Here is a 25,942-nt window from a genome sequence, read left to right on the forward strand (position 1 = left end):
TAAAATATCCGTAAAACGGCTAACCCTAACAAAATATAATGAAGAGAATTATAACTGTTGCTGCCTTCATCTTATCACTGCAAATAGTAAAAGCTCATTCGTTAACCGCTGCTCCTGCTAACTTAGGTTGGGCAGAGGCTTACTATTCACCAAATATTTCTGGCGATACCAGTTTAGCGCTTCCGGTAGGTGCTTATGCCGGGTCGATATTTAAATTGAGGCTTGATTCTATCCAAAAAGATGTACCATTAGATTATAATGAGTACGTACAGGACTACATTGACATTTACACCCGTCATCGCGATGAGATGAGCCATGTGATGGCGCTTTCTAATTATTACTTCCCAATTTATGAGAAGATTTTTCGCGATGCCGGCATCCCTACAGAAATAAAATATCTTTCTATAGTCGAATCAAAATTAGATCCTACAGCAGTATCGCGGGTAGGGGCAACTGGTCCATGGCAGTTTATGGCTACTACAGCCAAAATTTATGGTTTGAATATGGATGGCTACAGAGATGAGCGCCGCGACCCGATACAGGCCAGCTATGCCGCTGCAGCCTATTTAAAAGATGCTTACCAGGAATTTGGCGATTGGCTGCTGGCTATTGCCTCTTACAATTGTGGTAAAAGCAGTGTTGAGCGCGCCATTGAAAAAGCTAACGCGATGGATTTTTGGTCCATCCGCCCATACCTGCCTAACGAGACACGTAACTATGTGCCTGCTTTTATAGCTATGTCCTATGTTATGAACTATGGCAAAAAACACAGCATCGTTCCGGATATTTTAAACTTTAATCCTAAAACAGATACGTTGATGATTGACCGTATGGTTGATATGGCAAATGTGGCTAAAGCGCTTAATACTAATCTTAGCGATTTGACTATGTTGAATCCTTCTTACACCAGGTTAATTGTTAACGGCACGCCAGGCGCTCCGCGCAGGTTAGTTATACCGAGTGTTAATCAAAAAAATTACCCATCGTTGTATAATGTGCTTAATGGTATTAATGATCCGGTACTTTCGCAGCCGTTACCTACGGTTGTCGCATTATCAGTACCAACAAAAGCTCCTGTTTCGGCTTATTTAGCTTTGCAACCGGCTGCACGGGCTACCACCGTGGCTTATGTTCCGGCAGCCAGACCCGCAGGCAGTAGCACAGAGGACGTTTATGTGATTAAACAAGGCGAAACATTAGAACAAGTAGCAGCGCATCACGGATTAAACGTGCACGATGTCAGGGCCTGGAACAATATACCCGACGGGCAATTGACGGCAGGCTCGAAAGTTACTTTAAACCCTGCTATCAAAATCAACAAAAGCTAGTATCAATATAAAATATTTTGAGAACTGGTGGTTGGATCTTCAGCTACCGGTTTTTTAGTTTAATATCATCTGTTTTTTGTGCCGACATTATTTAACAATTTAACCAGCCCGACGCTTTTTTTATCACGTATAAAAAGCCTTAACTTTGAGCGCTAATTATTATCTATGGATAAATCTAACCGTAAACAAGACGCATTAAATTACCACTCGAAGGGTCGCCCCGGGAAAATACAGGTGGTACCTACCAAACCCACCAACTCGCAGCGCGATTTAACCATGGCGTATTCGCCGGGTGTGGCAGAGCCTTGTTTACGCATTGCCGCAAATGTTGATGATGTTTACAAGTACACCGCTAAGGGTAACCTGGTGGGAGTGATCAGCAATGGTACTGCTGTTTTAGGGTTAGGCAATATTGGCCCTGAAGCCAGTAAGCCGGTTATGGAAGGTAAAGGCCTGCTATTTAAAATTTATGCCGATATCGATGTGTTTGATTTGGAGATAAATGCTAAATCGGTTGATGAATTTGTGATGATTGTAAAAGCGCTGGAGCCAACCTTTGGCGGTATTAACCTCGAGGATATATCGGCGCCCACCTGCTTTGAAATTGAGCGCAGGCTAAAGGCCGAGATGAAGATCCCGGTAATGCATGACGACCAGCACGGCACAGCCATCATATCCGGTGCGGCATTGCTGAATGCCTGCGAGATTCAGGGTAAAAAATTAGATAAAATAAAGATGGTGGTAAATGGCGCGGGTGCGGCTGCCATTTCTTGTTCAAAAATATACCTGTCGCTGGGTGTTAAAAAAGAAAACCTGGTGATGTTTGACATTAACGGATTGATAACGCCTACCCGTACCGACTTGGACGAGATGCGTTTGCAATTCGCTACAGGTCGTAAAGATATCAATACCCTGGCCGATGCCATGAAGGGTGCCGATGTGTTTATCGGCCTTTCGGCAGGTAATGTAGTTACGCCGGATATGGTGAAAAGCATGGCGAAAAATCCTATCGTATTTGCCATGGCCAACCCCGAGCCTGAAATTGCTTATGATCTCGCTGTAAATGCCCGTAAGGACCTGATCATAGCTACCGGCCGGTCAGATTTCCCTAACCAGGTAAACAACGTTCTGGGTTTCCCTTACATATTTCGCGGCGCATTGGATGTCCGCGCCAGCGCTATTAACGAAGAAATGAAACTGGCCGCAGTGCACGCCATCGCAGGCATCGCCAAAAAACCGGTACCCGAAGCGGTGAATCTGGCTTACGATGCCAGGAACCTGAAATTTGGCCGCGATTATATCATTCCAAAACCGATGGATCAACGGCTGATCACCGAGGTATCATCGGCAGTAGCTAAAGCAGCTATCGAGTCGGGCGTTGCCCGCAAGGTAATTACCGATTGGGAGGGCTATACAGAAGAATTAAGAACCCGGGTAGGCGATGATGACAAACTATTGCGTAACATCACCAACATGGCTAAGAGCAACCCAAAACGGGTTGTATTTGCCGATGCCGAGAATTATAAGATACTACGTGCCGCACAAATAGTAAAAGATGAGCGTATTGCTACGCCGATATTACTGGGCGATGTAGAAAAGATCAAACAGCTTATTAAAGAAACTGAAATGGATCTGGCCGAAGTGGAGATCATTGATCCGCACCTGGGTACCAAACGTTCAGAAGAATACGCGCAATATTATTTTGAAAAGCGTCAGCGCCGCGGCATAACTTTATTTGATGCCCGCCAACTCATGGCCGACTCTAACTATTACGGCGCCTGCATGGTGCAGTTTGGCGAGGCCGATGCACTGATATCGGGCTTAGCCAAAAACTATGCAGATACGGTTAAACCTGCGCTGCAGATCATAGGTACCGAGCCGGGCGTTAGCCGCGTAGCGGGTATGTACATGATGATTACCCAAAAAGGCCCTGTGTTTTTTGGTGATACCACAGTTAATATTGATCCTACAGTTGAAGAATTGGTAGACATTACGGTGCTGATAGAACGTTCTGTAAAACGTTTTAATATTAACCCCAGGGTGGCTGTGCTATCGTATTCAAACTTTGGCTCAAATGCGGGCCCTATCCCTGAAGGCACACGCGAAGCCGTACGTATTTTGCATGAACGATACCCGGATATGGTTGTAGATGGCGATATGCAAGCCAACTTTGCGTTGAATGCATCGCTGCTGGCAGACAACTTTCCATTTTCAACATTAAAAGGCAGGGCAGCTAATACCTTGATCTTCCCCAACCTGGAATCGGGTAATATAGCCTATAAACTATTGCAGGAAATTGGTGGTGCAGAGGCGGTTGGCCCGATACTATTGGGGCTGCGCAAATCGGTACATATCCTGCAGTTAGATAGCTCTGTGCGCGAAATTGTGAACATGGTTACTATAGCCGTGGTAGATGCGCAAGCCAAAGCAAATACCAATAAATAGGCGTTGGCCGATTAGAGATTAGTGATTAGATTTGAGACAATGGGAATGAGTGATTTTATTAACCCTTAACCTTTACTTATAGATAATATATGTACGCTTATATTGATGGGAGATTAGTGTTTAAAAGCCCGGCTTACGTGGTAATTGATGCCAATGGTGTGGGGTATCATATCAATATATCTTTAAATACTTATTCTTTAATGGGCGATGCCGAGCGTTGTAAACTTTTTACCTGGTTGCACGTAAAAGAAGACGCCCATACCCTATATGGTTTTGCTGACGAGTCTGAACGCAACCTGTTTCTGCATCTGATATCTATATCCGGCATTGGTCCAAACACGGGGCGAATGATGCTTTCATCAATAACCCCGGCCGAGATTCATACTGCCATTGTTAACGGCAACGTCGCTGTAATACAAAGAATAAAAGGAATAGGCCCAAAATCGGCGCAAAGAGTGATATTAGAGTTGCAGGACAAACTGCGCAAAGAAGGACCAGGATCAACAAGTGCGATACCCGTAGCAAAAACAGCTAAAGACGAGGCATTAGCCGCATTGGTAATGCTGGGTTTTGTGCGTAATAATGCTGAAAAAGTGCTTGATCAGGAACTGAATAAAAATGGCGGGACTTTAACTGTCGAAGAGTTAATAAAGTTAGCCTTAAAAAGTTTATAATTACGGTGGGATTTTAGTTGAGTGCATGTGATAAGAAATTTTACTTATAAATTTCTTCTGGGTATAATATTGGTATCTGCATTTTGCGGATCGGAACCTGTTTTTGCCCAGCAAGCACCAAAAAAGGACTCTGTTGGCGTTAAAGCCCCTTTTAAACGTACCCTATCTAACAACTCTTTAAATCGCCAGGGCATATTTGACCAGGTACCTTTTGGTGTAACCCGCACCGTAGAGTACGACCCGATGACAAATCAATATGTTCTATATGAGCGTATTGGTAACATGCTGTATCGCCCGCCAATATATTTAACTTTCAACCAATACCTGGCTATTAAACAGCAGGAAGGAAAGCGAGATTACTTTAAAAAACTGGCCGATAATTATTCGTATGAACAGACGCAGCCGGGCTTTATTCCGCAGATTAATGTACATAACCAAACCTTCGAGAAGATCTTTGGCAGTTCTATAATTGATATCCGCCCGCAGGGATCGGCAGAAGCCATTTTAAGCGGACAGATTAACAGTAACGAAAATCCGCTGTTTAATACCAAACAGCGCCAGCAGTTTAACTTTAACTTTGATCAACATATCCAGTTAAATCTAACCGGCAATATCGGCGACAAGTTAAAAATCGCTACCAATTATAATACTGATGCACAGTTTCAGTTTGATAACCAGGTAAAGCTTGACTATGTGGGCCATCCGGATGAGATCATTCAGGAAATACAAGCCGGTACTGTAAGCATGCCTTTAAATACGCAGCTGATTACCGGTACGCAGGCCCTGTTCGGTTTAAAAACTAAATTGAAATTCGGCAAGCTGGATGTTACTACTATTTTCTCGCAACAACGCTCTCAGTCCAAAGATATCACCATAACCAACCAGGGGCAACAGGGGAATTTCTCCATCTCGGCGTCAGACTATGAGGCCAATAAACACTATTTCCTGTCACAGTATTTCCGAAATAACTACGATAAAGCGCTGGCAAATATCCCCATCATTAGTTCTAATATCAATATTACCAAAATTGAAGTGTGGACAACCAATCGCAATAACTCAACTACCGATTCGCGTGATGTAGTGGGTTTCCTGGATTTGGGTGAGAATGCGCCGTACAATACAGCACAAATTCAGGGTGGGGCCGGCTTTTCGGGTCTGCCTGCCGGTTTCAAAGGTCCGGGTTTCCCAGATCAATCAAATAGTTTGTTGAATAACCTGCCGGCAGCTGCCAGGCAAACCAACGACCCTTCGAACTCGCTGATTACCTATTTTGCTGCGCATGGAGCCAGTGACAACTATGCTAAACTAACCTATGCCCGTAAGCTTACTACCAAGGAGTATACGCTGCATCCGCAATTGGGCTATATCTCTTTAAATTATCCTTTAAATAATGACGAGGTGTTGGCGGTTGCTTACCAATATACCTACAACGGTAAACAATACCAGGTGGGTGAATTCTCTACCGATATACCGGCTACGCCTAATTCACCAAAAGTGCTTTATCTTAAATTGTTAAAGAATACTTTACTAAAAACTACTTTGCCAACCTGGAAGCTGATGATGAAAAACATCTACTCGCTTAATGCTTTCCAGGTTAGTCAAACCAATTTTAAATTAGCCGTCACCCGTGTAGATGATAAAACGTCGGTTGAAAAGCCGGTGATGGAAGAGGGGCAAAATACGGCATCTAAGCTTTGGCTCAAAATAACGGGCCTTGATAACCTGAATCAACAAAATGAAAAGCAGTCTGACGGCTATTTCGACTTTTTGGAAGGGATTACTATCGACTCACAAAACGGGCGCATTATGTTCCCTGTACTGGAGCCGTTTGGGTCTGATCTGGCAAAACAATTTACGCCTTCAGAAACCAATCTCACAAGCAGGTATGTCTATCAGCAATTATATGACTCTACCAAAACGGTGGCGCAGCAGTTTTTCCCCCAATTAAACCGATATGCTATTAAGGGAACATATACGGCCCAGGGCGGCGGCGGTAGTTATCAATTAAATGCGATAAACATTCCGCAGGGCTCTGTTACGGTATCGGCAGGTTCCACCAAGTTGGTTGAGGGTACAGATTATACCATTGATTATAATGCCGGCAGGTTAAACGTCATCAATACATCTATCCTGTCGTCGGGGCAACCAATCTCTGTCCATTTAGAGAATAATGAACTCTTTGGTATCCAGCAAAAATCATTATACGGTACCAGGCTCGATTATAAGTATAATCCTAACCTAACGCTGGGGGCTACGGTCATGCACATCACCGAGCAGCCTATCTCTCAAAACGAAGCAATAGGCTCAGAGTCTATATCGAATACTATTGTTGGTTTCGATGTGAATTATGCGGCTAATTCAAGATTGCTTACGCGACTGGTTGACAAAATTCCATTCATCCAAACCAAGGCACCATCTTCAGTAAGTTTTAGCGGCGAGTTTGCCAAGCTGATGCCAGGCAGCCCGAGTGTACTTAATTACGCCGGCTCAAAAAACGGCACCTCATACCTGGATGACTTTGAGAACAGCCAGTCTATCATCGATGTTAAAAGCGCTAATACCTGGCAAATCTCGGCCACGCCGCAGCTGTTCCCGGAGTCGGCGTTGTTTAATGATTTGAGCTATGGTTTTAATCGTGCCCGTTTGGCATTTTATAACATCGACCCTATATTTTACACAAATACGGGTACAACCAGTGTTACCCGGGCACAGCTTTCAAACCATTACGCAAGGCAGGTTTTGCAGACAGAGGTTTTCCCATTCAAACAGTCGGTTACGGGCCAGCCTTTAAGTTTATCTACACTCGATCTGGCTTTTTATCCAACAGTTCGCGGTCCGTACAACTACACCACTACCGGGCTTAATTTTGATGGTACATTACAAAACCCTACCAGCCGTTGGGGCGGTATGTACCGCAGTATTTCTACCAATGATTTCCAATCGCTTAACGTAGAGTATATTGAGTTTTGGGTGATGGATCCTTTTATTTACAAACCAAACTCGGCCGGTGGCGATCTGTATTTTAACTTAGGTAGTATCTCTGAAGACGTTTTGAAAGACGGCCGCAAAAGCTTAGAGAATGGTTTGCCGGTTAACGGCGATCAAAGTACAGTTGACACCACAGCCTGGGGGCGCGTACCAAAAACGCAGCCTGTAGTTAACGCTTTTGACAGTAACCCTGCATCGCGTGTTTTGCAGGATGTTGGTTTAGATGGTTTGAGCGATGCGGATGAGCAGGCAAAATTTGCAGGCGTAGTTAACAAAGTTAAAGGGATAGTTACCCCAGCTGCGGCAAATGCCCTGGCGAATGACCCATCATCAGACGATTATCAATATTATTTGGGACCCAATCAGGATGCCGCTAAAGCAGGCATTTTGCAACGATATTCCCAATATAACGGTAACGAAAGTAACTCTAAGACAGCCGAGCAATCGCAGGCGCAATTAGGTTTGCAAACATCGGCCAATACCTCATTGCCCGATGGTGAGGACATTGACCATGACAACAACATGAGCCAGGACGATCAGTATTTTCAATACAAGGTATCCATGCGCCCAAAAGATCTGATAGTAGGTCAAAACTTTGTGAACGATAAAATCACATCAACCGTAAAATTGCCCGACGGTACATCAACACCTGTTACCTGGTATCAGTTCAGGGTGCCTATTACCGCTTATCAATCGGCGGTTGGTGGTATACAAGATTTTAAAGCGATACGCTATATGCGTATGTTTATGACCAACTTTGCAGATACCGCAGTATTACGTTTTGCTACGCTGCAACTGGTGCGTGGCGACTGGCGCGCCTACAATACCGAAAATAACCCGCTGAATGTTATAGCCGACCCGGCGCTGATTAACCCGCCGCTGGATAATTCGGCTATTAACGTAGAGACTGTAAATATTGAAGAAAATGGTAAGCGTGTGCCTATCCCTTACGTGGTGCCGCCGGGTATTATTCGCCAGCGCGATTATAATAATCTGCAAAGCAATACCCAGTTGAATGAGCAGTCGCTATCAATCAGCGTAACCAACCTTACCGATGGTTATTCAAAAGCGGCTTTTAAAACTTTTTATAATGATCTGCGCAAATACAAACGCTTGCAGATGTTTATCCACGCCGAGGCTAATAATCAAACTATTTTGCATGATCATGATGTAAGCGCGTTCATTCGTCTGGGTGCCGATTATCAGGATAACTACTATGAGTACGAAATACCACTAGCTGTGACCGGGCCTGGTACTACCAATGCAAGCTCTATCTGGCCGGAGGCGAATGAGTTAGATATACAACTGTCTTTATTAACAGATGCTAAGATCGCCCGAAACAATGCTAAGTTTAACGGCTTGCCATGGCCGGTAAATAAACCCTTTGTGTACGCTAACGGGGGCAACCGTATTACCATTATGGGGGTGCCGGATTTGAGCGCCCTGCGCACGATTATGCTCGGCGTACGCAACCCGTATCGCAATAACTCAGCGCCTGGTGTAGATGATGGCTCAGCTAAATCTGCGACGGTATGGTTTGATGAGCTGCGCCTAACCGATTTTGATAATAAAGGTGGCTGGGCAGCGATTGCCAGGGCAGACCTCAAACTTGCCGATATTGGAACGGTAACGATATCAGGAAACAAAAGTACCGCGGGTTTCGGTGCGCTTGATTCAAAAATGGAGGACCGGCAACTCAGCGATAACCAGGGGTATGATATGTCGGCAAATATGGATCTGGGACGATTTTTTCCTGCCAAGAGCGGTATTAAAATCCCGGCGTATGTAGATGTATCTAACCAGGTAAACATGCCGCAGTATGACCCGGCGCAGGCTGATATTTTGCTCAAGCAAACGCTCAACTCGGCTACATCGTCGCAACAGCGAGATTCTATTAAAAATGCTGCCGAGGATTACACCATGCGTAAAAGTGTAAATTTTACCAATATCCATAAAGATCGCTCGCCGACGCAGAAAGCGGTGCACGTGTATGACGTAGAAAACTTAAATGCCAGCTACGCTTATACAGAATATACGCACCACGATTTCACAACCGAAAACGACCTGGAGAAAACGTACCACGTGGCCCTGGCTTATAACTACGCTAACCCGCCTAAATATGTTAGTCCGTTTGATAAGATCATCAAATCAAACAGCCTGGCTTTGCTGCGCGATATAAATTTTGCGCTGGCACCTACCCGGTTAAATTTCAGCATTAATTTTGACCGTTTTTACTCCGAGAATTCGCCGCGTAATAATGACCCGGATAACCCCTTGTTTATTCCAACCAGTTACAATAAAAATTTTAATATCACCCGGGTTTATGGCTTTGGCTGGAAGTTTACCAAATCCCTATCTGTAGATGTAGATGCAACCAACTTATCGGTGGTTGATGAACCGTATGGCCGTTTAGATGGGTTAAAAAGGGACACCCTTTGGGATAATATCCGTAAGCTAGGGCGTACGGTAAATTATAACCACACGCTTAACATTAACTACGTTGTGCCGTTAAATAAAATCCCTTATATGGATTGGACGGCGCTTACCGCACATTATAGCACCAACTTTACCTGGCAGGCAGCCCCGGAGTTTGCCATTGGCAATCCTGATTTTAATGTGGGTAACAGCATCCAGAACGCCCGCAAAATTCAATTGGACCCGGTATTGACTATGAGCACGCTTTATAACCGGTTGAGTTATTTGAAAAACGGATCTAATCCTAAAAACGATGCCTTCACCAGGATCTTTACCGGTTTAATAACCAGTGTTAAAAGTATCAGCGCTAATTACACCCGTACAGATGCAACTTTTGTACCAGGGTATCTGCCAAATTCGAACTTATTTGGTGAAGATTTAAACTATAATGCGCCAGGTGTTGGTTTCTTGTTGGGCAGCCAGGCTGATATACGTGGCAGGGCATTAGCCAATAACTGGATCTCAAGAGATACGCTGCAAAATCAAATGTATGTTCAATCTGTAAATGAAGATCTGCGTTTGAAAGCCAGTGTTGATCCTTTTCCTGATCTGGATATCCAGTTATCAGCCTTTAAAACACAAGATCATACTTATCAAACCAATTTTAAATATTTAGCAAGCACAGGCGGCTTTGATAACCTGGCGCCTACCACCACCGGCGATTACAGCGTTTCGTTTTTCTCTTTGGCTACAGCCTTTTCAAAATCAAAGGGGATAAATAATATTTCGTCGCCGTTCCAGAAGTTTTTAGATAACCGTACCACTATATCGCAGCGGCTTGGTCAAACCAATCCAAACTCAAGCAAAGTAGTTACCGATGGCTATGTTGATGGCTACGGGCCAAACTCGCAGAACGTATTAGTGCCGGCATTCCTGGCGGCTTATACAGGCAAAAGTGCTACAAGCGCCAATCTTACCCAGTTTCCAAGTATACCTATTCCTAACTGGCAGATCAGGTATACCGGCCTGAGTAAAATTCCATTCTTCCAGGAATTATTTGATTCGTTTGATATCAATCACGGTTACCAGTCGTCATACACGGTAAGTCAATACACTACCTTGCTGCAATACCAGGAGTTAGGCGGCAGCTCAAGTCAGCGTGATGCCAACAACGATTTCTTGCCTAAATATCAGTTTTCACAGATTACTATTCTGGAGCAGTTTGTTCCGTTATTGGGTATAGATATCCGCTTTAAAAATAATGTGACGACAAATTTTGAATATCGCCAAAGCCGTGCCTTGAGTTTGAGTTTACTGAATAGTCAACTCACCCAGCAAAATGAGCAGGTAGTGACCTTTGGCTTTGGTTATAAAACTAAAAATTTCAGATTCCCATTCGGATTGTTTGACAACCTGATTTTGAAGAATGATCTGGACTTTAAAATAGATTTCGCTCTGCGCAATAATAAAACCTTGATTTACCAGGCCGACATTACTGCCGCACAAATCTCGTCTGGTGCACAGAACATCACTTATCGCCCATCGATAGATTATGCCATCAGTCAGCGTTTTGTATTGAATCTGTTCTATGATTCAAATTTGACCAAACCATACACCTCGCAGGCGTTCAACACCTCGTTTACCAACTTTGGGGTTAACCTGAAATTATTATTGCAATAAAACATAAGAGAACTGTCATTCTTCGCTATGCTCAGAATGACAACGAAAAAGAAATCTTAGTGCTTGCCTTTCGCAGCTTTTTCAGCTTCTTCTTGTTGCTGTTCAAGCGCGCGCTTATGTTTTCGCTCCGCACGTTTTTGCTGGCGTATGGCTTTTTTGATCTTACGATTTTTCTTGTTCAGCTCGCCTTGCGCCATACGTGCCGTGGCCGCTTTTTGCGTTTTCTCGTCATAACCAACAGATGGCTTTAAGCCCAGCAACATGCTGCGCCAAACAGATTTAAAGAAAGGGAAATCTATAGGCCGTTTAAAATCTACGTTAAAGGTGCGCGGAATTTGCCCCGGCCCATCTGGGTTATTATGCTTCAAAATGAATAGGTTGGCAAATAACGATACCAGCATTTTATTTTTAAGCGTAGAGTTAACGCTATCTGGCTTAAGAATCTTTACTTTAAGATCATTATACAATAAGGTAACCTTTCCTTTAGCCTCTTTTCGGCTGCCCTTAAAAGCAAAATCAAAACTTTTTAATGTACCTGCCGTAATCTTGACCATAGCAAAAGGCATCGTAGCCTCGTTAACAGCCGATAATTCCATTGGCCCTAAATGACCTTTGTAGTCGTAGCGTGCGTTTTTATCAGTGAGGTTAAAGTTAAACGCAGTTTCAAGTTTTCCACGATTCATGAAATAGGTTGTCAGGTTTACGTGGGCGATATTGTTTTTTTGCAGTGCTTCTTTATTGTTGGTTACGTTCAGGAGTGTACCCGAGGTATTGTTAAAGTGAATACTGCCATCCAGATTAGATTGCCTGTTATGCTCAGCGTAGGTTACATCGAGATGTTTGATCCTTACTGTATCAATTTTTAAATCTGGATAGATTTTGTAAATAACCACGTTGGGAAAACTCGCAATTTTGTCCTTATGCGATGCGGGCTTGTTGGGGTTATTAAATAAACTGAAATCGCCATTGTGAATTACCAGGCTAGAGGCATTCATGATGCGGTATTTGTGATAGCGCAGGTAATCGAAATTGTTGATCCACAACGAGTCGATACCAAAAGTAAACCTGTCATTCATCGTCTTCTCAAAAAAAGTACGCTTGTTTACTGGTTCAAAATTCAGCCCATGTATCATCAATTGCGATATACGGGTAGATAGTTTTAATTGCTTGATATTGTATTTATATAAGCCATCGGGTGTTATTCCTTTGTAATCGTTTAAATCGGCAATAATGTCTTTACAATAAAGCAAGCGGCTGTTGTCGGTTTGCGTGGCCGAATCGATCAACAGATCTGTAGCCTGTACATTCATTTCTTTAAGCTCAGAGACTTCCAGTTTATTACCCGAATAATCTTTGTATTTAAACTTGATGTCGCTTAAAAAGATCTCGCCAACATGAATGTATTTTAGGGTTTTGGAGATTTTTTGCCAAACGGTTCGATGGTCTTTGTTAATGGTATCTTTGGTATGGTTAAGCAGATAGCTCATCTGCACATTAGGCGAGGTAATGGAGATGCGACTGATGTCAACAACGTGCTCAAAATATAATTTAAACGGGTGGATATGTGAGAGGATCAATCGTTTTACATGCACATTGAGCAGGTTATTGGGTGCCAGTCCCTGCGCCTTGCGCCGATTGTAAACCTGGGTGTCAACACTTAAATTGATGTTGTAAATGAGTATGCGCCCCTCCAACACGTCTAGTTCGGCATCAGAAAAATCAGCTTTATACAAGCTATCTGTAGCGCTGATTACTGAGTCTTTAACCTTAGAGGAGAGAATGGGCGACCAATAGCTGTTTACCAAAAAGGCCGCAGCAAATAGCAATACCAGAAATATAGCCGAACCAATTAGCGTTACTTTGTGCCACTTGTGCTTCAAAAATTTTAACGCCATCTGGTGTTTCCCTACTGTTTTTTAAGGTTTGCTATCGAGTCGCGCTTAGCCTGCCTGCGCGCCTGTCGTTCTAGTTTACGTTGTTTTCTGTCAGCTTTAAACTTGTTAAACTTATCAACCAAGGTAGTCACTTTAGTAACTACTTTGTTCACGGTACCTTCGGTTTTTTTGCTGAAACCAACACTGGGTTTCAAGCCGTCAAGTAATCCTTTGTATAAAAAGCTAAAGAATGATACGGTTGGGTCGCGCTTCAAGTCAATCGGCCCGGGCCTGAAATTTCCTTTTTTATCAGGGTTGTCGTCGTCAATAATTAAGGTGTTAGCCACTTTTGATATAAAGCCCTGGGTTTGCAGTTGGGCTTTGCCATCTACCTTTTTTAATAGTTCGACATTCAGATTTTTGTAGTAAAACTCCAGGTGGCCCTTACCGCCATAGTTGCTGGCGTTAACGTTAAAGCTTAGTTTTTCCACATCGGCACTTTTTACGTGTACCAGCGCCAAAGGTTTAACCAACTTGTCCAATATCCGCCCATCAAATTTACCCAGTGTACCCGAGTAGTTAAAGGCGCCGTCTTTAGCGTTTAAGTTAAACTTAAAGTTTACCTGTAGTGGCCCTGCATTCATAAAGTGCGTATTAACGCGTGCAATCATAAATGGGTTCTTCCTTTTAACATCCGCATCATTGGTAACGTTAAAAAACTGCCCGCTGGTATTATTGAAAGTAATTACACCAATTTGTTGAGTAGTAGCGTCTAGCTCCGAGTAGATAATGTTGCTATGGGTAAGATTCAATTTGTTTAGCTTCATATCCAACGCTACACGCTGCAAGGCCTGCTGGGGATCTTTGCCAATTTTGATGGTCTTTTTGCCCTTGTAATTACTGTTGCTAAAGATCTCAACATTGGCCCTGTCTATATCTATAGTACCGGCATATAATTTTTGATCGCGCAGAAAGCGTTGCAAATCGATATCTGTAATGGCTATCTTCTTAAATTTTAAAGTGAAAATATCGCCGGAGGTGCCCAGTTTTTTATAAAAATCGGTATGGTTATAGCGTGGGGTAAAGTTTACTTTATCCAGTATGATCTCGCGTTTAGCAGTCGAGAAATAGATCTGTTTTAAATTTGCGGTATATAGGCTATCGGGAGTGGCGATGTTGTAATCGTGTACTATAAATTCAATGCCTTTGGTATAATAGAACCTGGAATTATCCAAAGCCGAAAGCGAATCTATTAATATGCTGGATATATTAATATCCAGATGTTTTAGCGCAGTTTGCTTAGTTACCGGGTTGCTTTTGTTAATGTAATTTAAGCTGATGTCTTTTAGTGATATAGAATCTATGCGTAATTGTTTAAAGACACTTTTAATAATCTGATATGGAGTTTTAGGCTTTCCAACCTTCACCGTATCATTAAAGCTGTAACGCTTATTAATAATGGTGAGATCTGGTTTATCAATTGTGATGTTATTAATGATCAGGATCTTTTCTTTATAGGCTTTTTTTGCGCCGACATTTTTGATAGTGAGTTTTTTAACGCTTAGGTTAAACAGGTTATCGGGCGCCTTACGCTCGGCAACTAGTTTGTTATACACCGCCGAATCGGGCACTAGTTTAAAATCAGAAAGCGTGGCGTCGCCCGAGGCTAAGTTTAAATCAAAATCAGAATACTCGATGTGGTACAAACTATCGGTCGATTTAAGTATCAGGTCCTTTAACTTGGCTTGCAATAAAGGTTTCCACTTGTCGCCGTCTATATAACGTTTATAGAGGTACCAGCCGGTACCGCCAAGTGCAAATATCAGCACCAATATTACTATTGGCCATATGCGGATGGTATATTTTCGGGTAGGTTGCTCGGTCATTAATTGTCTGCTTTGAAACTAGTTAACAGCAAAGCGGCGCTTTTGTGATAAATGTCTTACATCTCCTAAGAATATTACAATTGGTCTGGCGTGTCTATTTAATTTCATAATTCTGCCAATCTGTCATCTGTTATTCAAAATTTATGTATTTTTGCTGCTCAAATTTTTATAAACAATGATGGATTTGATTTCTCAGGATAAGACACATGACGAGAGCAGACAAGGTGAAGCTTTGTTATTAGACCCGGTTGCGGGGAAAAATAACGGGCGTAAACTTTACATTGAAAGTTATGGCTGCGCGATGAATTTTTCTGATAGCGAGATTGTTGCCTCCATTTTGTCTGAAAGTGGATTTGAAACCACCGGCGATTTTAATAACGCCGACGTGATTTTTATTAACACCTGTTCCATCCGTGAAAATGCCGAAACCCGCGTACGTAACCGCCTGAAAGAATTCAAGGTGGCTAAAGGCAAAAATCCGGGGATGGTAGTAGGTGTGCTGGGCTGCATGGCCGAGCGCTTAAAATCTAAATTTTTAGAAGAAGAAAAGCTGGTAGACGTTGTAGTGGGCCCTGATGCTTACCGCGACCTGCCTAACCTGATAGAACAGGTAGATAGCGGCCAAAAAGCCGTAAACGTACTGCTGTCGCGCGAGGAAACTTATGCGGATATAAGCCCGGTACGTTTAAATACCAACGGCATTAACGCTTTTGTATCCATTATGCGTGGTTGCGATAATATGTGCTCATTCTGCGTAGTGCCGTTTACCCGTGGCCGCGAGCGTAGCCGCGATCCATTCTCTATTGTAAATGAATGCCAGGATCTGTTTGATAAAGGTTACCGTGAGGTTACTTTGTTAGGGCAGAACGTGGATAGTTATAAATGGAGCCAATCAGCCCCTCCCAAACCCTCCCCGGAAGGGAGGGCTTTAGAAGAAGCTGATCAAAAAGTCTCCCCTACCGGGGGAGATTTAGAGGGGGCGGTCAACTTTGCTAACCTTTTAGAAATGGTTGCCGCAGTGCATCCAGATCTGCGCGTACGTTTTTCGACATCGCATCCAAAAGATATTACTGACGAGGTGTTATACACCATGGCTAAGCATGATAACATTTGCAAATACATTCACTTGCCGGTACAATCTGGCAATAGCCGGATACTGGAGTTGATGAACCGAACTTATGACCGCGAATGGTATATTAATCGTGTAGATGCTATCCGTCGCATTATGCCTGAATGTGCGATATCGACAGACGTGATCACCGGTTTCTGCACCGAGACTGACGAAGAGCATAAAGAAACCGTAAGCATGATGGAATATGTACAGTATGACTTTGCCTATATGTTTATGTACTCTGAGCGCCCAGGTACTCTAGCTGCCAAACGTTACGCCGATGATATTCCCGAGGAAGTAAAAGCAGCAAGGTTAACAGAAATTGTTGCGTTACAGCAAAGAATGTCGCTGGGGCGTTTACAACAGCAAATAGGTAAAGTGCAAAAGGTATTGATCGAGGGCTTCTCTAAAAAATCAAAGAACGATTATGCCGGCCGTACAGATCAAAACGCTATGATGGTTTTCCCGGTAGACGAGAGATTTAAACCGGGTATGTACGTAAACGTAATTGCTGAACAATGCACTACAGCGACGCTAATGGGTTCTATTGTTGACTAATAAACAATAGTCACCTGTTACATAATTAAACGACAAAAAACATCTCGAATCTTGATTCTAAACTCTTGATTCTAACACTATGGAGATACAAGAAATAAAACAACGCTTCGGCATCATTGGCAACTCGCCTTTGTTAAACCGGGCTATAAATATTGCAAACCAGGTATCACCTACCGATATCTCTGTTTTAATAACAGGGGAGAGTGGTAGTGGTAAAGAGGTTTTCTCGCACATTATACACCAGATGAGTCCGCGTAAGCATGGGCCGTTTATTGCGGTTAACTGCGGCGCTATACCAGAAGGTACTATCGATTCAGAGCTATTCGGTCACGAAAAAGGCGCTTATACCGGCGCCGTTGGCGAGCGTAAGGGTTACTTTGAAACGGTAAATGGCGGTACTATATTTTTAGATGAGATTGCCGAGATGCCGCTGGGCACCCAGGCGCGCTTGCTGCGTGTGTTGGAGTCTGGTCAATATATCAAAGTAGGGTCATCAAAAGTCGAAAAAACCAATGTACGGGTTATCGCAGCAACCAATGTTGATGTGTATGACGCCGTTAAAAACGGAAAATTCCGCGAGGATTTGTACTATCGCTTAAATACTGTGCCTTTGCGCATCCCACCATTGCGCGATCGCAAAGAAGACATTTACCTGCTGTTCAGAAAATTTACGTCAGACTTTACCGATAAATACCGCACGCCGGCTATTCAATTGGATGAAGAGGCACAGCAAGTTTTGATTAATTACTCATGGCCGGGTAACGTGCGCCAGTTAAAAAACATGGCCGAGCAGCTGGCGGTGTTAGAACGCGACCATGTCATAACCGCGCAGACGCTGCTTACTTACATCCCGCAGGAAGCTAACGGCAAAAACCTGCCTATGCGCCTGGACAATCAGCCTAAAGAAGATTTTAGCGAGCGCGATATATTGTACAAAGTGCTGTTCGATATGAAGCGCGATATGGTGGAGCTGAAAAAATTGGTAGCCGATATTATTGAACACGGCGGCGTAACACCAAGCTTTGCCAATCATTCTCAGGCTATTAACCAGCTATACCGCGATATTGAAATGCCGGGTAATCCCGACCAACAATTTACCATTCAACAACCCGTTAATAACAACGACGGCTATAATATTACTCATGATGCCGAGGAGGTAGAAGAGTCATTATCCTTAGTCGAAAAAGAATCTGATTTGATACGTAAAGCACTTAAAAAACACAAGGGTAAACGTAAGCTGGCTGCAAACGAGCTGGGCATATCAGAGCGTACGCTGTACAGAAAAATAAAAGAATTAAATTTATAAGGTTGATGAAAAAATTGTTTAGTGTTTGTTTAGGGTTGATGTTAGCCGTGTTGGTATTTGTGTCGCCGGGTTGTTATACTTTAACCGGATCGGCAGTGCCGCCAAATATGAAAACCATTAACGTGGGTTTCTTTGAAAATAACGCGCCTATTGTGGTAGCCAACCTCAGCCAGAATTTTACCGAGGCGATGAAAACCCGTATCCGCACCACCACAAGTTTAAGCATTGTTAATGGCGAAGGCAATGCTAATATGACGGGGTCTATAACAGGTTACTCTTACGCACCGGCTTCTATACAGGCCACAAACCCTAATACTCCGCCCATTGCCAACGCCGAAGTGTTGTCCATACGTGTACACGTAAAGTTTGTTTATGATGCCGATAAAAAATTGAACTTTGATCAGGATTTTACGAAGACAATCAACTTCCAGGGCGATATCACTACGCAAGAACAAGCTTTGATAAAAACTGTTACTACACAATTAATAGACGATATTTTTAATAAGGCCTTTAATAATTGGTAAGTATTTTATAGCTTCATCCCCGTGAATCAGCAAGTAGACAACGCAGAGTACGAATTTTTATGGAAGCTTTTAGCCAACCCGGCTGATCCTAATCACTCCTATATCTTTAATCTACAATCGTTAGTGTCAGACTATCCGCAAAGCGGAGCATTACATGCATTGTTAATGCCTAACGGAGACAGGCGTTACGTAAAACACGCTGCCGCTTATTTTAACCCGGTTGTACTGCATAAGCTGGCTACTGCGCCAGATAGCTTGAGACGGGTATCGCCGGAACAAATTATTTTTAGCGATGTGGCGCCTGCAACACCAAGCGATGTGCATTTTAAGGTGCCGTATGCCGAACCTTTTGTACCGCCGCAGCCAACACCCGAAACTGAATACACGCCCGTAGTTGATGATACCGCTACAGAAAGGGTAGCAGAAGCACATCCAACATTTGCCGAACCAATAGAAATAGCGAATGCAGCGCCCGAACCTGTTGTTGATTCATCACGCGAAAATGTTCCCGTTTATATTAACGAAGAAGAAGAGGATCACGTTCATCCAACGTATACTAATTATACCGAAGTAAAGCCTGAGCCGGAAGTTTATCCGGAGTCTGTTGCCGAAGTTGCTGCTGTGGCTTTTCATGAAGAGTATGTGCCGCAGACCGAGACATCTGTGTCTGAAGAATATAAAAATGAAGCCGCCAAAGAGTACGAAGAGTACATGGCGAAAACTGATCTGACAGCAGCACCCGAGCCTGTTTCGTCTTATGAGGAAGATCAGGTAAGATACTTTCATCAGCCTATTGAGGATGAAGTTTACGACGAGATTGTCAGCATAGAAGATATTGGCTTAGAGCAACTGGCTATCTTAAACAGAGGAGGTCAGGGTCAGGATGGAAACGGACCGGACGAAAATTATTTTGTTTTTGAACCTGAAATTTCGGGTGATGCCGGACAAGGACAGTTGCAACAAACTGCCGCTGAACAAGCATATGCACCGGCTCCGCAACAAGATCAATCGCAACTGATAGAATACCCCGGCCCGTATTATAAAGATGACCTGTCAAGATATAATGACGAAAAAATGCCTTATAGTTTTATGTGGTGGCTGGATAAAACCCGCAAGGAGCACGCATACATCTATCAACCCTATGCCGCTAACGGTAATGCTACTGCAGCACAAGGTGCCGCAACTGCAAAACAACCGCAAGCAGCACGCCCGGTAGTTGATGAATTACAGAAACAGTATTACCAAAATATTGTAAGCAATACCGCATTTACTGATCTGGATGCAAACGCGACTAAAATATCGACACGTAAAGAAGATAAGATCATAGAGCGCTTTATACAGGAAGAACCACACATCAAACATCCAACAGATATTAAGCTGGATAATGAGAATAAAGCTAAGCGTAGTTCGGAGGATAAAGAAGAGCTGGTAACCGAAACATTAGCACGTATTTATACCGAGCAAATGCTGTATCACAAAGCCATCATCACCTATAAAAAATTGATGTTGAAATATCCGGAAAAAAGCCTTTACTTTGCAGGCCAAATTGAATATTTAGAAAATAAAATAAATTAATATAAAGAAATGTATTTAGTATTATCAATCATTGTTGTGATAGTGTGTGTGCTTTTAGGGCTTATCGTACTTATTCAAAACCCTAAAGGTGGCGGCTTAACTTCAAATTTTTCAAACTCATCTCAATTAATGGGTGTGCAAAAAACCGGCGACTTTTTAGAAAAAGGTACCTGGGTTTTAGCTATCACTTTAATGGTATTATCTTTAGCCATTAACGTGGTAAGCAAAAGCGGTTCAACTAAGGTTGATTCGCAATATCAGGATCAGATCCAAAAATCATTGAAAGCTCCGGTAGCATCACCGTCGGCTCCTGCAGGCCAGGCACCATTGACATTACCAGCTAAAAAATAAGCTGTAAGAACAACTTAATAGAAAAGGCTTTGAGGTTTCACTTCAAAGCCTTTTTCATGTACTGTCATCATGACACTACCCAATTAATTAAAGCCGACAAAAAAATAGCCGGATTACGTAAATCTGACAATACAACAGTATATCAATGTCAATTATGCAATTGGCATAATTGATGTGTAAAAGCAAGCAAACGAATAAACTTAATAACCAAAAAATAATATTAGTATGTCATTAAACATTAAACCTATCGGAGACAGGGTAGTAGTGGAAGCTGCACCGGCCGAAACAAAAACTGCTTCTGGTATTTACATCCCTGAAACTGCTCAAGAAAAACCTCAACATGGTACAGTTGTAGCTGTAGGCCCTGGCAGATATGCTGACTCTACAGGTAATTTGATTCCGTTAACAGTTAAATCTGGCGATAAAGTTTTGTACGGAAAGTTTGCCGGCCAGGAAGTAACCATCGAAGGTAAGGACTACCTGATCATGAGAGAATCTGATATTTACATCGTATTATAATAATTAGTGAATGAGTGATTGTTGAATTAGTTAATAATTCATCAGTCGATAATTCATCAAGTCATAAAATCAAAAATTAACAAAAAGCATGTCAAAGCAAGTAAAATATAATGTTGAAGCAAGAGACGCCCTGAAAAGAGGTGTTGATATCTTAGCTAACGCGGTTAAAGTAACGTTGGGTCCAAAAGGTCGTCACGTAATCATCGATAAAAAATTCGGTTCGCCGGCAGTTACTAAAGATGGTGTTACTGTAGCAAAAGAAATTGAATTGAAGGACCCTATCGAAAACATGGGTGCTCAAATGGTTAAAGAAGTAGCCTCTAAAACTGCTGATATAGCAGGTGACGGTACTACTACTGCAACTGTATTAGCGCAAGCCATTGTTACTGCAGGTATTAAAAACGTAGCTGCCGGTGCAAACCCAATGGATTTAAAACGTGGTATTGACAAAGCTGTTAAAACCGTAGTTGAAAACTTGAAAACTCAAGCTCAGGACGTAGGCGATGACTTTAGCAAAATTAAACAAGTAGCATCTATCTCTGCTAACAACGATGACGTTATTGGCGAAATGATTGCTGATGCAATGCAAAAAGTTGGTACAGGCGGTGTAATTACTGTTGAAGAAGCAAAAGGTACAGAAACTGAAGTTAAGACTGTTGAAGGTATGCAGTTTGACCGCGGTTACCTGTCTGCTTACTTTGTTACCAATACAGACAAAATGGAAGCTGAGTTAGAAAACCCTTACATTTTGATCTACGACAAAAAAATCTCTTCAATGAAAGAGTTATTGCCGATTTTGGAAAAACAAGTACAAACCGGCAAACCTTTATTAATTATTGCTGAAGATTTGGATGGTGAAGCATTATCTACTTTAGTAGTAAACAAGATCCGCGGCTCACTAAAAGTTGCTGCTGTTAAAGCACCGGGTTTTGGCGATCGCCGTAAAGCCATCTTAGAAGACATTGCTATCTTAACCGGTGGTACTGTAATCTCTGAAGAAAAAGGTATCAAATTAGAATCTGCTGAATTAAGCGACTTAGGTCAGGCAGAAAAGATCTCTATCGATAAAGACAACACTACCATCATTAATGGTGCAGGTAGTTCAGATCTGATCCAGAGCCGTATTGCTGAGATCCAGGCAGGTATCAAAGCCACTACATCTGATTACGATAAAGAAAAATTACAAGAGCGTTTAGCTAAATTATCTGGTGGTGTTGCCGTATTATATATCGGTGCAGCATCAGAGGTTGAGATGAAAGAGAAAAAAGATCGTGTTGACGATGCTTTACACGCAACCCGTGCAGCTGTTGAAGAAGGTATCGTAGCTGGTGGTGGTGTTGCTTTCATCCGCGCAGTATCTGCTTTAGCTGATCTGAAAGGCGATAATGAGGACGAGAATACTGGTATCCAGATCATCCGTCGTGCTATCGAAGAGCCACTACGTCAAATCTGCGAGAACGCAGGTATTGAAGGTTCTATCGTGGTACAAAAAGTAAAAGAAGGTAAAAATGACTTTGGTTATAATGCCCGTACAGACAAGTTTGAAAACTTGATTGGTGCAGGTGTTATTGATCCTACTAAAGTAAGCCGTGTAGCGTTAGAGAACGCAGCTTCAATTGCATCAATGTTGTTAACAACAGAATGTGTATTGGCTGACGATCCTGAAGATGCTCCTGCAGGCCCACCAATGGGCGGCGGCGGCATGGGTGGCATGATGTAATATCAAGCTCTCAAAGCTTATTAATATTGAAGCCCCGTCTACCAGACGGGGCTTTTTTATTGAGATGAATTTATTAGAGGTGAAACAAAAAATGACCTAAAGTATTTTTTGTTGTTTCATTTTGTTTCACTGATTTTACATAGTTTGCTTATTTGCAATTAGTTATATGAAAATACTGTTTCACTTGTTTCATCTGGTACATACACACGTGAAACAAAACACCATTGAACCGTAGCGCTGTATGTTATTGCAGACAGGCTGAAGCTTTGGCTAAACATAACTCATTGTCATCAAGGCGTAAACGATCAGTCATTTGTTAATCAAATGATTAATTATTAACAAATCGGTAACATTCAAGCCTTAATTTTACAATCGCAAAAGCACGGCACAACAATTGAATATAGCTACCCAAATGAAACATCTTAAAGAAACAACCACACAAATACGCACCACAGTGGTCGACTGGGTGTTTTACAAAGGCTTTGAGCTCTTTGTATCTATCTACGGACGCTAAAAATTTGTAACTTCGTGCTTCAGTTATGAAGATATTACACGATTTTGTCAATTCCGTCTACCAGTGGTTAATTGTTAGCGGCGTTAAAGTAGTAATAGCCTTTGCGATATTACTTATCGGCCTTAAAGTTATTAAGTTCTTAGGCAGTCGCATTCGCAAGCGAATGAGTCAGCGAGAGCTGCATTCTTCTTTACAACCCTTCTTTATTAGTCTATCCATAACAGCGCTTTACGTATTGCTGTTGATTGTGGTATTGATGACGGTTGGTATTCCACTTACCGAATTTACAGCAATCTTAAGTGGCGCTACTGTTGCAATAGGCTTAGCCTTATCGGGCACATTCCAGAACTTCGCTGGCGGAGTGCTCATTCTGTTGCTAAAGCCTTTTGAATTGGATGACAGCATCCTGGCGCAGGGGCAGGAAGGCAAAGTAACATCGATACAGATCTTTTATACAGTTCTTTTATCGGTTGATAACAAAACCATCATTATACCCAACGGTAAGCTGTTTAATGAGGTAATAGTTAACTACACTCGTCAAGGTAAGCGCCGTTTGGATTTTGAAGTTAAGCTGGGGTATTACGTAGATGTTGAACAGGCCAAACAGATCATGATTGACGCAGTGAACGCTATCCCGGGAGTAATTAAAACGCCCGCTATACGCGTCGGCATTATTGGTTTGGAGGTTGATTGCATCCGTTACACCATTAACATCTGGGTAAACCCTTCCGACTTTCTGACTGTTAAGATAGCCCTGCAAGAGCGCATTATTAAAGACTTAAAAGCAGGCGGCATAAGGCTTTTAGGCACCTGATCAGGCGCTTAACCTAAATATGCATGTTATACTGCAATATTGCACCGGTTTACCCGTATATTAGCTAAAATGCAACGCGAACAACTCTCCGTATTTGACATGTTTAAAATTGGCATCGGCCCGTCAAGCTCACATACGCTTGGTCCGTGGCGTGCCGCCCAGCAATTTGTCCAGGTTCTCGAAGATCAGGGTTTGTTACCGCTGGTTACTGAAGTTAAGATTTTACTTTATGGCTCATTAGCCAAAACCGGCCGCGGCCACGGTACAGATATTGCCGTGCTGCTGGGCCTAAGTGGTGACGACCCGGTAACGTTCGCGGTTGATAATGTTACGCCTAAGATCAACCAGATCAGAGATGCGCATAAATTGACCTTGGGTGCAAAGCATGAAATAGATTTTACGATAGATACTGATCTGCTGTTTCTGTTTAATGAAAGCTTGCCTTTTCACCCTAATGCGGTGACGTTTCAGGCTTTTTTGAGTAATGGTAAAGGTCTGTCAGAAACCTACTATTCAATAGGCGGTGGCTTCGTGGTGAAAGAGGGCGGAGAGAGCCAGCACAAAGCAGAAGTTGATTTGCCATTCCCGATAGACACAGCAGGCGATTTACTGCACTGGTGTATTAAAACCGGACTAAAGGTATCGGAAGTAGTATCAGAGAACGAGCAAGCCTGGCGCAGCGAACAGGAGACACGCAGCGGTGTACTGAATATCTTTCATGCGATGTCTGAGTGTATGTACCGCGGCAGTCATACCAGAGGCACTTTGCCGGGTGGCTTAAATGTAGCCCGTCGCGCAGCTAAGTTGAACAAAAGGCTCATTGGCAATAATGCTTACCATAACTACGATGAATGGGTAGCGGCTATCCGTAAAACGGGTAACGGCTTTCAAAATATACTGGATTGGGTAAGTTGTTTCGCATTGGCTGTGAATGAGGAGAATGCCTCATTTGGCCGTGTAGTTACAGCGCCTACCAATGGTGCTGCTGGTGTTATCCCGGCAGTGCTGCAATACTTTATTGTTTTTTGCGATGGATTTGACGATAAACGCATTGTCCAGTTTTTATTCACCGCATCAGAGATAGGCTGTATCTTCAAGAAAGGATCTACCATATCCGCAGCAATGGGCGGATGCCAGGCCGAAATTGGTGTGTCGTCAGCCATGGCGGCAGCGGCCCTTACCGAGTGTTTGGGCGGCTCACAGCGCCAGGTAATGATGGCGGCGGAGATTGCCATGGAGCATCACCTGGGCCTAACCTGCGACCCGATAGGCGGCCTGGTGCAGGTGCCTTGTATAGAACGTAATACCATGGGGGCTATCAAAGCCATAACAGCATCACAACTGGCGCTCCAAACTAACCCGGATAATGCTAAAGTAAGTTTAGATGCAGTAGTGAGAACCATGTGGCAAACCGCCCAGGATATGAATTCTAAATACAAAGAGACTGCAGATGGCGGGCTGGCTATCAATATTCCGCTTAGCTTGCCTGAGTGTTAGCGATGAAATGATCCACGCGCTAATGTGGATCAGTTGGATCACCTAAAAAGATCAACCATTTGAAAATCAAATAATTATCTAAAAACTAGTTTAATAGTTGGATCACTTTGGATCACTTTTCCTGACTTTTAAGTCTTTTTTGGATCACCTGATTTTTGCGTTT

15 protein-coding genes are annotated in these 25,942 nt (G+C 42.9%); 13 read left to right on the forward strand and 2 right to left on the reverse strand.

Going from position 1 to position 25,942, the window contains the following annotated elements; genetic code table 11:
- The first annotated feature begins 38 nt into the window (after positions 1-38).
- The 4 genes from HB679_RS11280 (at position 39) to sprA (ending at position 11,530) form a co-directional block, all read left to right on the forward strand.
- Positions 39-1,328, forward strand: coding sequence for a lytic transglycosylase domain-containing protein (locus HB679_RS11280; RefSeq protein ID WP_214072086.1), 1,290 nt, complete (start codon positions 39-41; stop codon positions 1,326-1,328).
- A gap of 165 nt (positions 1,329-1,493) precedes the next feature.
- Positions 1,494-3,773 carry an NADP-dependent malic enzyme gene (locus tag HB679_RS11285; RefSeq protein ID WP_214072087.1) on the forward strand — a complete coding sequence of 760 codons (2,280 nt, stop codon included), beginning with the start codon at positions 1,494-1,496 and terminating at the stop codon, positions 3,771-3,773.
- 89 nt (positions 3,774-3,862) lie between these two features.
- On the forward strand, positions 3,863-4,447 hold the full coding sequence (gene ruvA, locus HB679_RS11290; protein WP_214072088.1) for a Holliday junction branch migration protein RuvA: 585 nt from the start codon (positions 3,863-3,865) through the stop codon (positions 4,445-4,447).
- 27 nt (positions 4,448-4,474) lie between these two features.
- Positions 4,475-11,530: a cell surface protein SprA gene (gene sprA / locus HB679_RS11295; RefSeq protein WP_214072089.1), complete on the forward strand. Its 7,056-nt coding sequence runs from the start codon at positions 4,475-4,477 to the stop codon at positions 11,528-11,530.
- A gap of 56 nt (positions 11,531-11,586) precedes the next feature.
- Here sprA and HB679_RS11300 read toward each other — a convergent pair whose 3' ends face one another.
- Positions 11,587-13,425: a hypothetical protein gene (locus HB679_RS11300; RefSeq protein WP_214072090.1), complete on the reverse strand. Its 1,839-nt coding sequence runs from the start codon at positions 13,423-13,425 to the stop codon at positions 11,587-11,589.
- 11 nt (positions 13,426-13,436) lie between these two features.
- On the reverse strand, positions 13,437-15,290 hold the full coding sequence (locus tag HB679_RS11305) for a hypothetical protein (protein ID WP_214072091.1): 1,854 nt from the start codon (positions 15,288-15,290) through the stop codon (positions 13,437-13,439).
- A 175-nt stretch (positions 15,291-15,465) separates the two neighbouring features.
- On the opposite strand from HB679_RS11305, the gene HB679_RS11310 reads away from it, so the two are divergent.
- The 9 genes from HB679_RS11310 to HB679_RS11350 all read left to right on the forward strand — a co-directional run bounded on the left by HB679_RS11310 (position 15,466) and on the right by HB679_RS11350 (position 25,779).
- Positions 15,466-16,959 (forward strand): MiaB/RimO family radical SAM methylthiotransferase, encoded by a 1,494-nt coding sequence (locus tag HB679_RS11310; RefSeq protein WP_214072092.1) that lies wholly within the window; start codon positions 15,466-15,468, stop codon positions 16,957-16,959.
- Between the two features lie 79 nt (positions 16,960-17,038).
- Entirely contained in the window at positions 17,039-18,265 is a 1,227-nt protein-coding gene (locus HB679_RS11315; RefSeq protein WP_214072093.1) for a sigma-54 dependent transcriptional regulator, read from the forward strand.
- A 5-nt stretch (positions 18,266-18,270) separates the two neighbouring features.
- Positions 18,271-18,789, forward strand: a complete 519-nt coding sequence (lptE, locus tag HB679_RS11320; RefSeq protein ID WP_214072094.1) for an LPS assembly lipoprotein LptE — start codon at positions 18,271-18,273, stop codon at positions 18,787-18,789.
- Positions 18,790-18,810: 21 nt separating this feature from the next.
- A complete protein-coding gene (locus HB679_RS11325; protein ID WP_214072095.1) occupies positions 18,811-20,364 on the forward strand; it encodes a hypothetical protein in 1,554 nt (517 codons plus the stop codon).
- A gap of 9 nt (positions 20,365-20,373) precedes the next feature.
- Positions 20,374-20,715, forward strand: coding sequence for a preprotein translocase subunit SecG (gene secG, locus HB679_RS11330; protein ID WP_214072096.1), 342 nt, complete (start codon positions 20,374-20,376; stop codon positions 20,713-20,715).
- Between the two features lie 225 nt (positions 20,716-20,940).
- Positions 20,941-21,234 carry a co-chaperone GroES gene (locus tag HB679_RS11335; RefSeq protein ID WP_214072097.1) on the forward strand — a complete coding sequence of 98 codons (294 nt, stop codon included), beginning with the start codon at positions 20,941-20,943 and terminating at the stop codon, positions 21,232-21,234.
- 88 nt (positions 21,235-21,322) lie between these two features.
- Positions 21,323-22,954, forward strand: coding sequence for a chaperonin GroEL (groL, locus tag HB679_RS11340; protein WP_214072098.1), 1,632 nt, complete (start codon positions 21,323-21,325; stop codon positions 22,952-22,954).
- Positions 22,955-23,493: 539 nt separating this feature from the next.
- Positions 23,494-24,282 carry a mechanosensitive ion channel domain-containing protein gene (locus tag HB679_RS11345; protein WP_214072099.1) on the forward strand — a complete coding sequence of 263 codons (789 nt, stop codon included), beginning with the start codon at positions 23,494-23,496 and terminating at the stop codon, positions 24,280-24,282.
- A gap of 69 nt (positions 24,283-24,351) precedes the next feature.
- Positions 24,352-25,779 carry an L-serine ammonia-lyase gene (locus tag HB679_RS11350; RefSeq protein ID WP_214072100.1) on the forward strand — a complete coding sequence of 476 codons (1,428 nt, stop codon included), beginning with the start codon at positions 24,352-24,354 and terminating at the stop codon, positions 25,777-25,779.
- The last annotated feature ends 163 nt before the right edge of the window (positions 25,780-25,942 follow it).

This window comes from Mucilaginibacter sp. dw_454, from assembly GCF_018449775.1.
In the GTDB taxonomy this organism is placed as follows: Bacteria; Bacteroidota; Bacteroidia; order Sphingobacteriales; family Sphingobacteriaceae; genus Mucilaginibacter.

Coding starts and splice junctions, on each gene's coding strand:
- secG (WP_214072096.1), top strand. CDS start 20,374: ATGTATTTAGTATTATCAATCATTGTTGTGATAGTGTGTGTGCTTTTA.
- HB679_RS11300 (WP_214072090.1), bottom strand. CDS start 13,425: ATGGCGTTAAAATTTTTGAAGCACAAGTGGCACAAAGTAACGCTAATT.
- groL (WP_214072098.1), top strand. CDS start 21,323: ATGTCAAAGCAAGTAAAATATAATGTTGAAGCAAGAGACGCCCTGAAA.
- HB679_RS11315 (WP_214072093.1), top strand. CDS start 17,039: ATGGAGATACAAGAAATAAAACAACGCTTCGGCATCATTGGCAACTCG.
- HB679_RS11285 (WP_214072087.1), top strand. CDS start 1,494: ATGGATAAATCTAACCGTAAACAAGACGCATTAAATTACCACTCGAAG.
- HB679_RS11305 (WP_214072091.1), bottom strand. CDS start 15,290: ATGACCGAGCAACCTACCCGAAAATATACCATCCGCATATGGCCAATA.
- lptE (WP_214072094.1), top strand. CDS start 18,271: ATGAAAAAATTGTTTAGTGTTTGTTTAGGGTTGATGTTAGCCGTGTTG.
- HB679_RS11345 (WP_214072099.1), top strand. CDS start 23,494: ATGAAGATATTACACGATTTTGTCAATTCCGTCTACCAGTGGTTAATT.
- HB679_RS11350 (WP_214072100.1), top strand. CDS start 24,352: ATGCAACGCGAACAACTCTCCGTATTTGACATGTTTAAAATTGGCATC.
- HB679_RS11280 (WP_214072086.1), top strand. CDS start 39: ATGAAGAGAATTATAACTGTTGCTGCCTTCATCTTATCACTGCAAATA.
- ruvA (WP_214072088.1), top strand. CDS start 3,863: ATGTACGCTTATATTGATGGGAGATTAGTGTTTAAAAGCCCGGCTTAC.
- HB679_RS11335 (WP_214072097.1), top strand. CDS start 20,941: ATGTCATTAAACATTAAACCTATCGGAGACAGGGTAGTAGTGGAAGCT.
- HB679_RS11310 (WP_214072092.1), top strand. CDS start 15,466: ATGATGGATTTGATTTCTCAGGATAAGACACATGACGAGAGCAGACAA.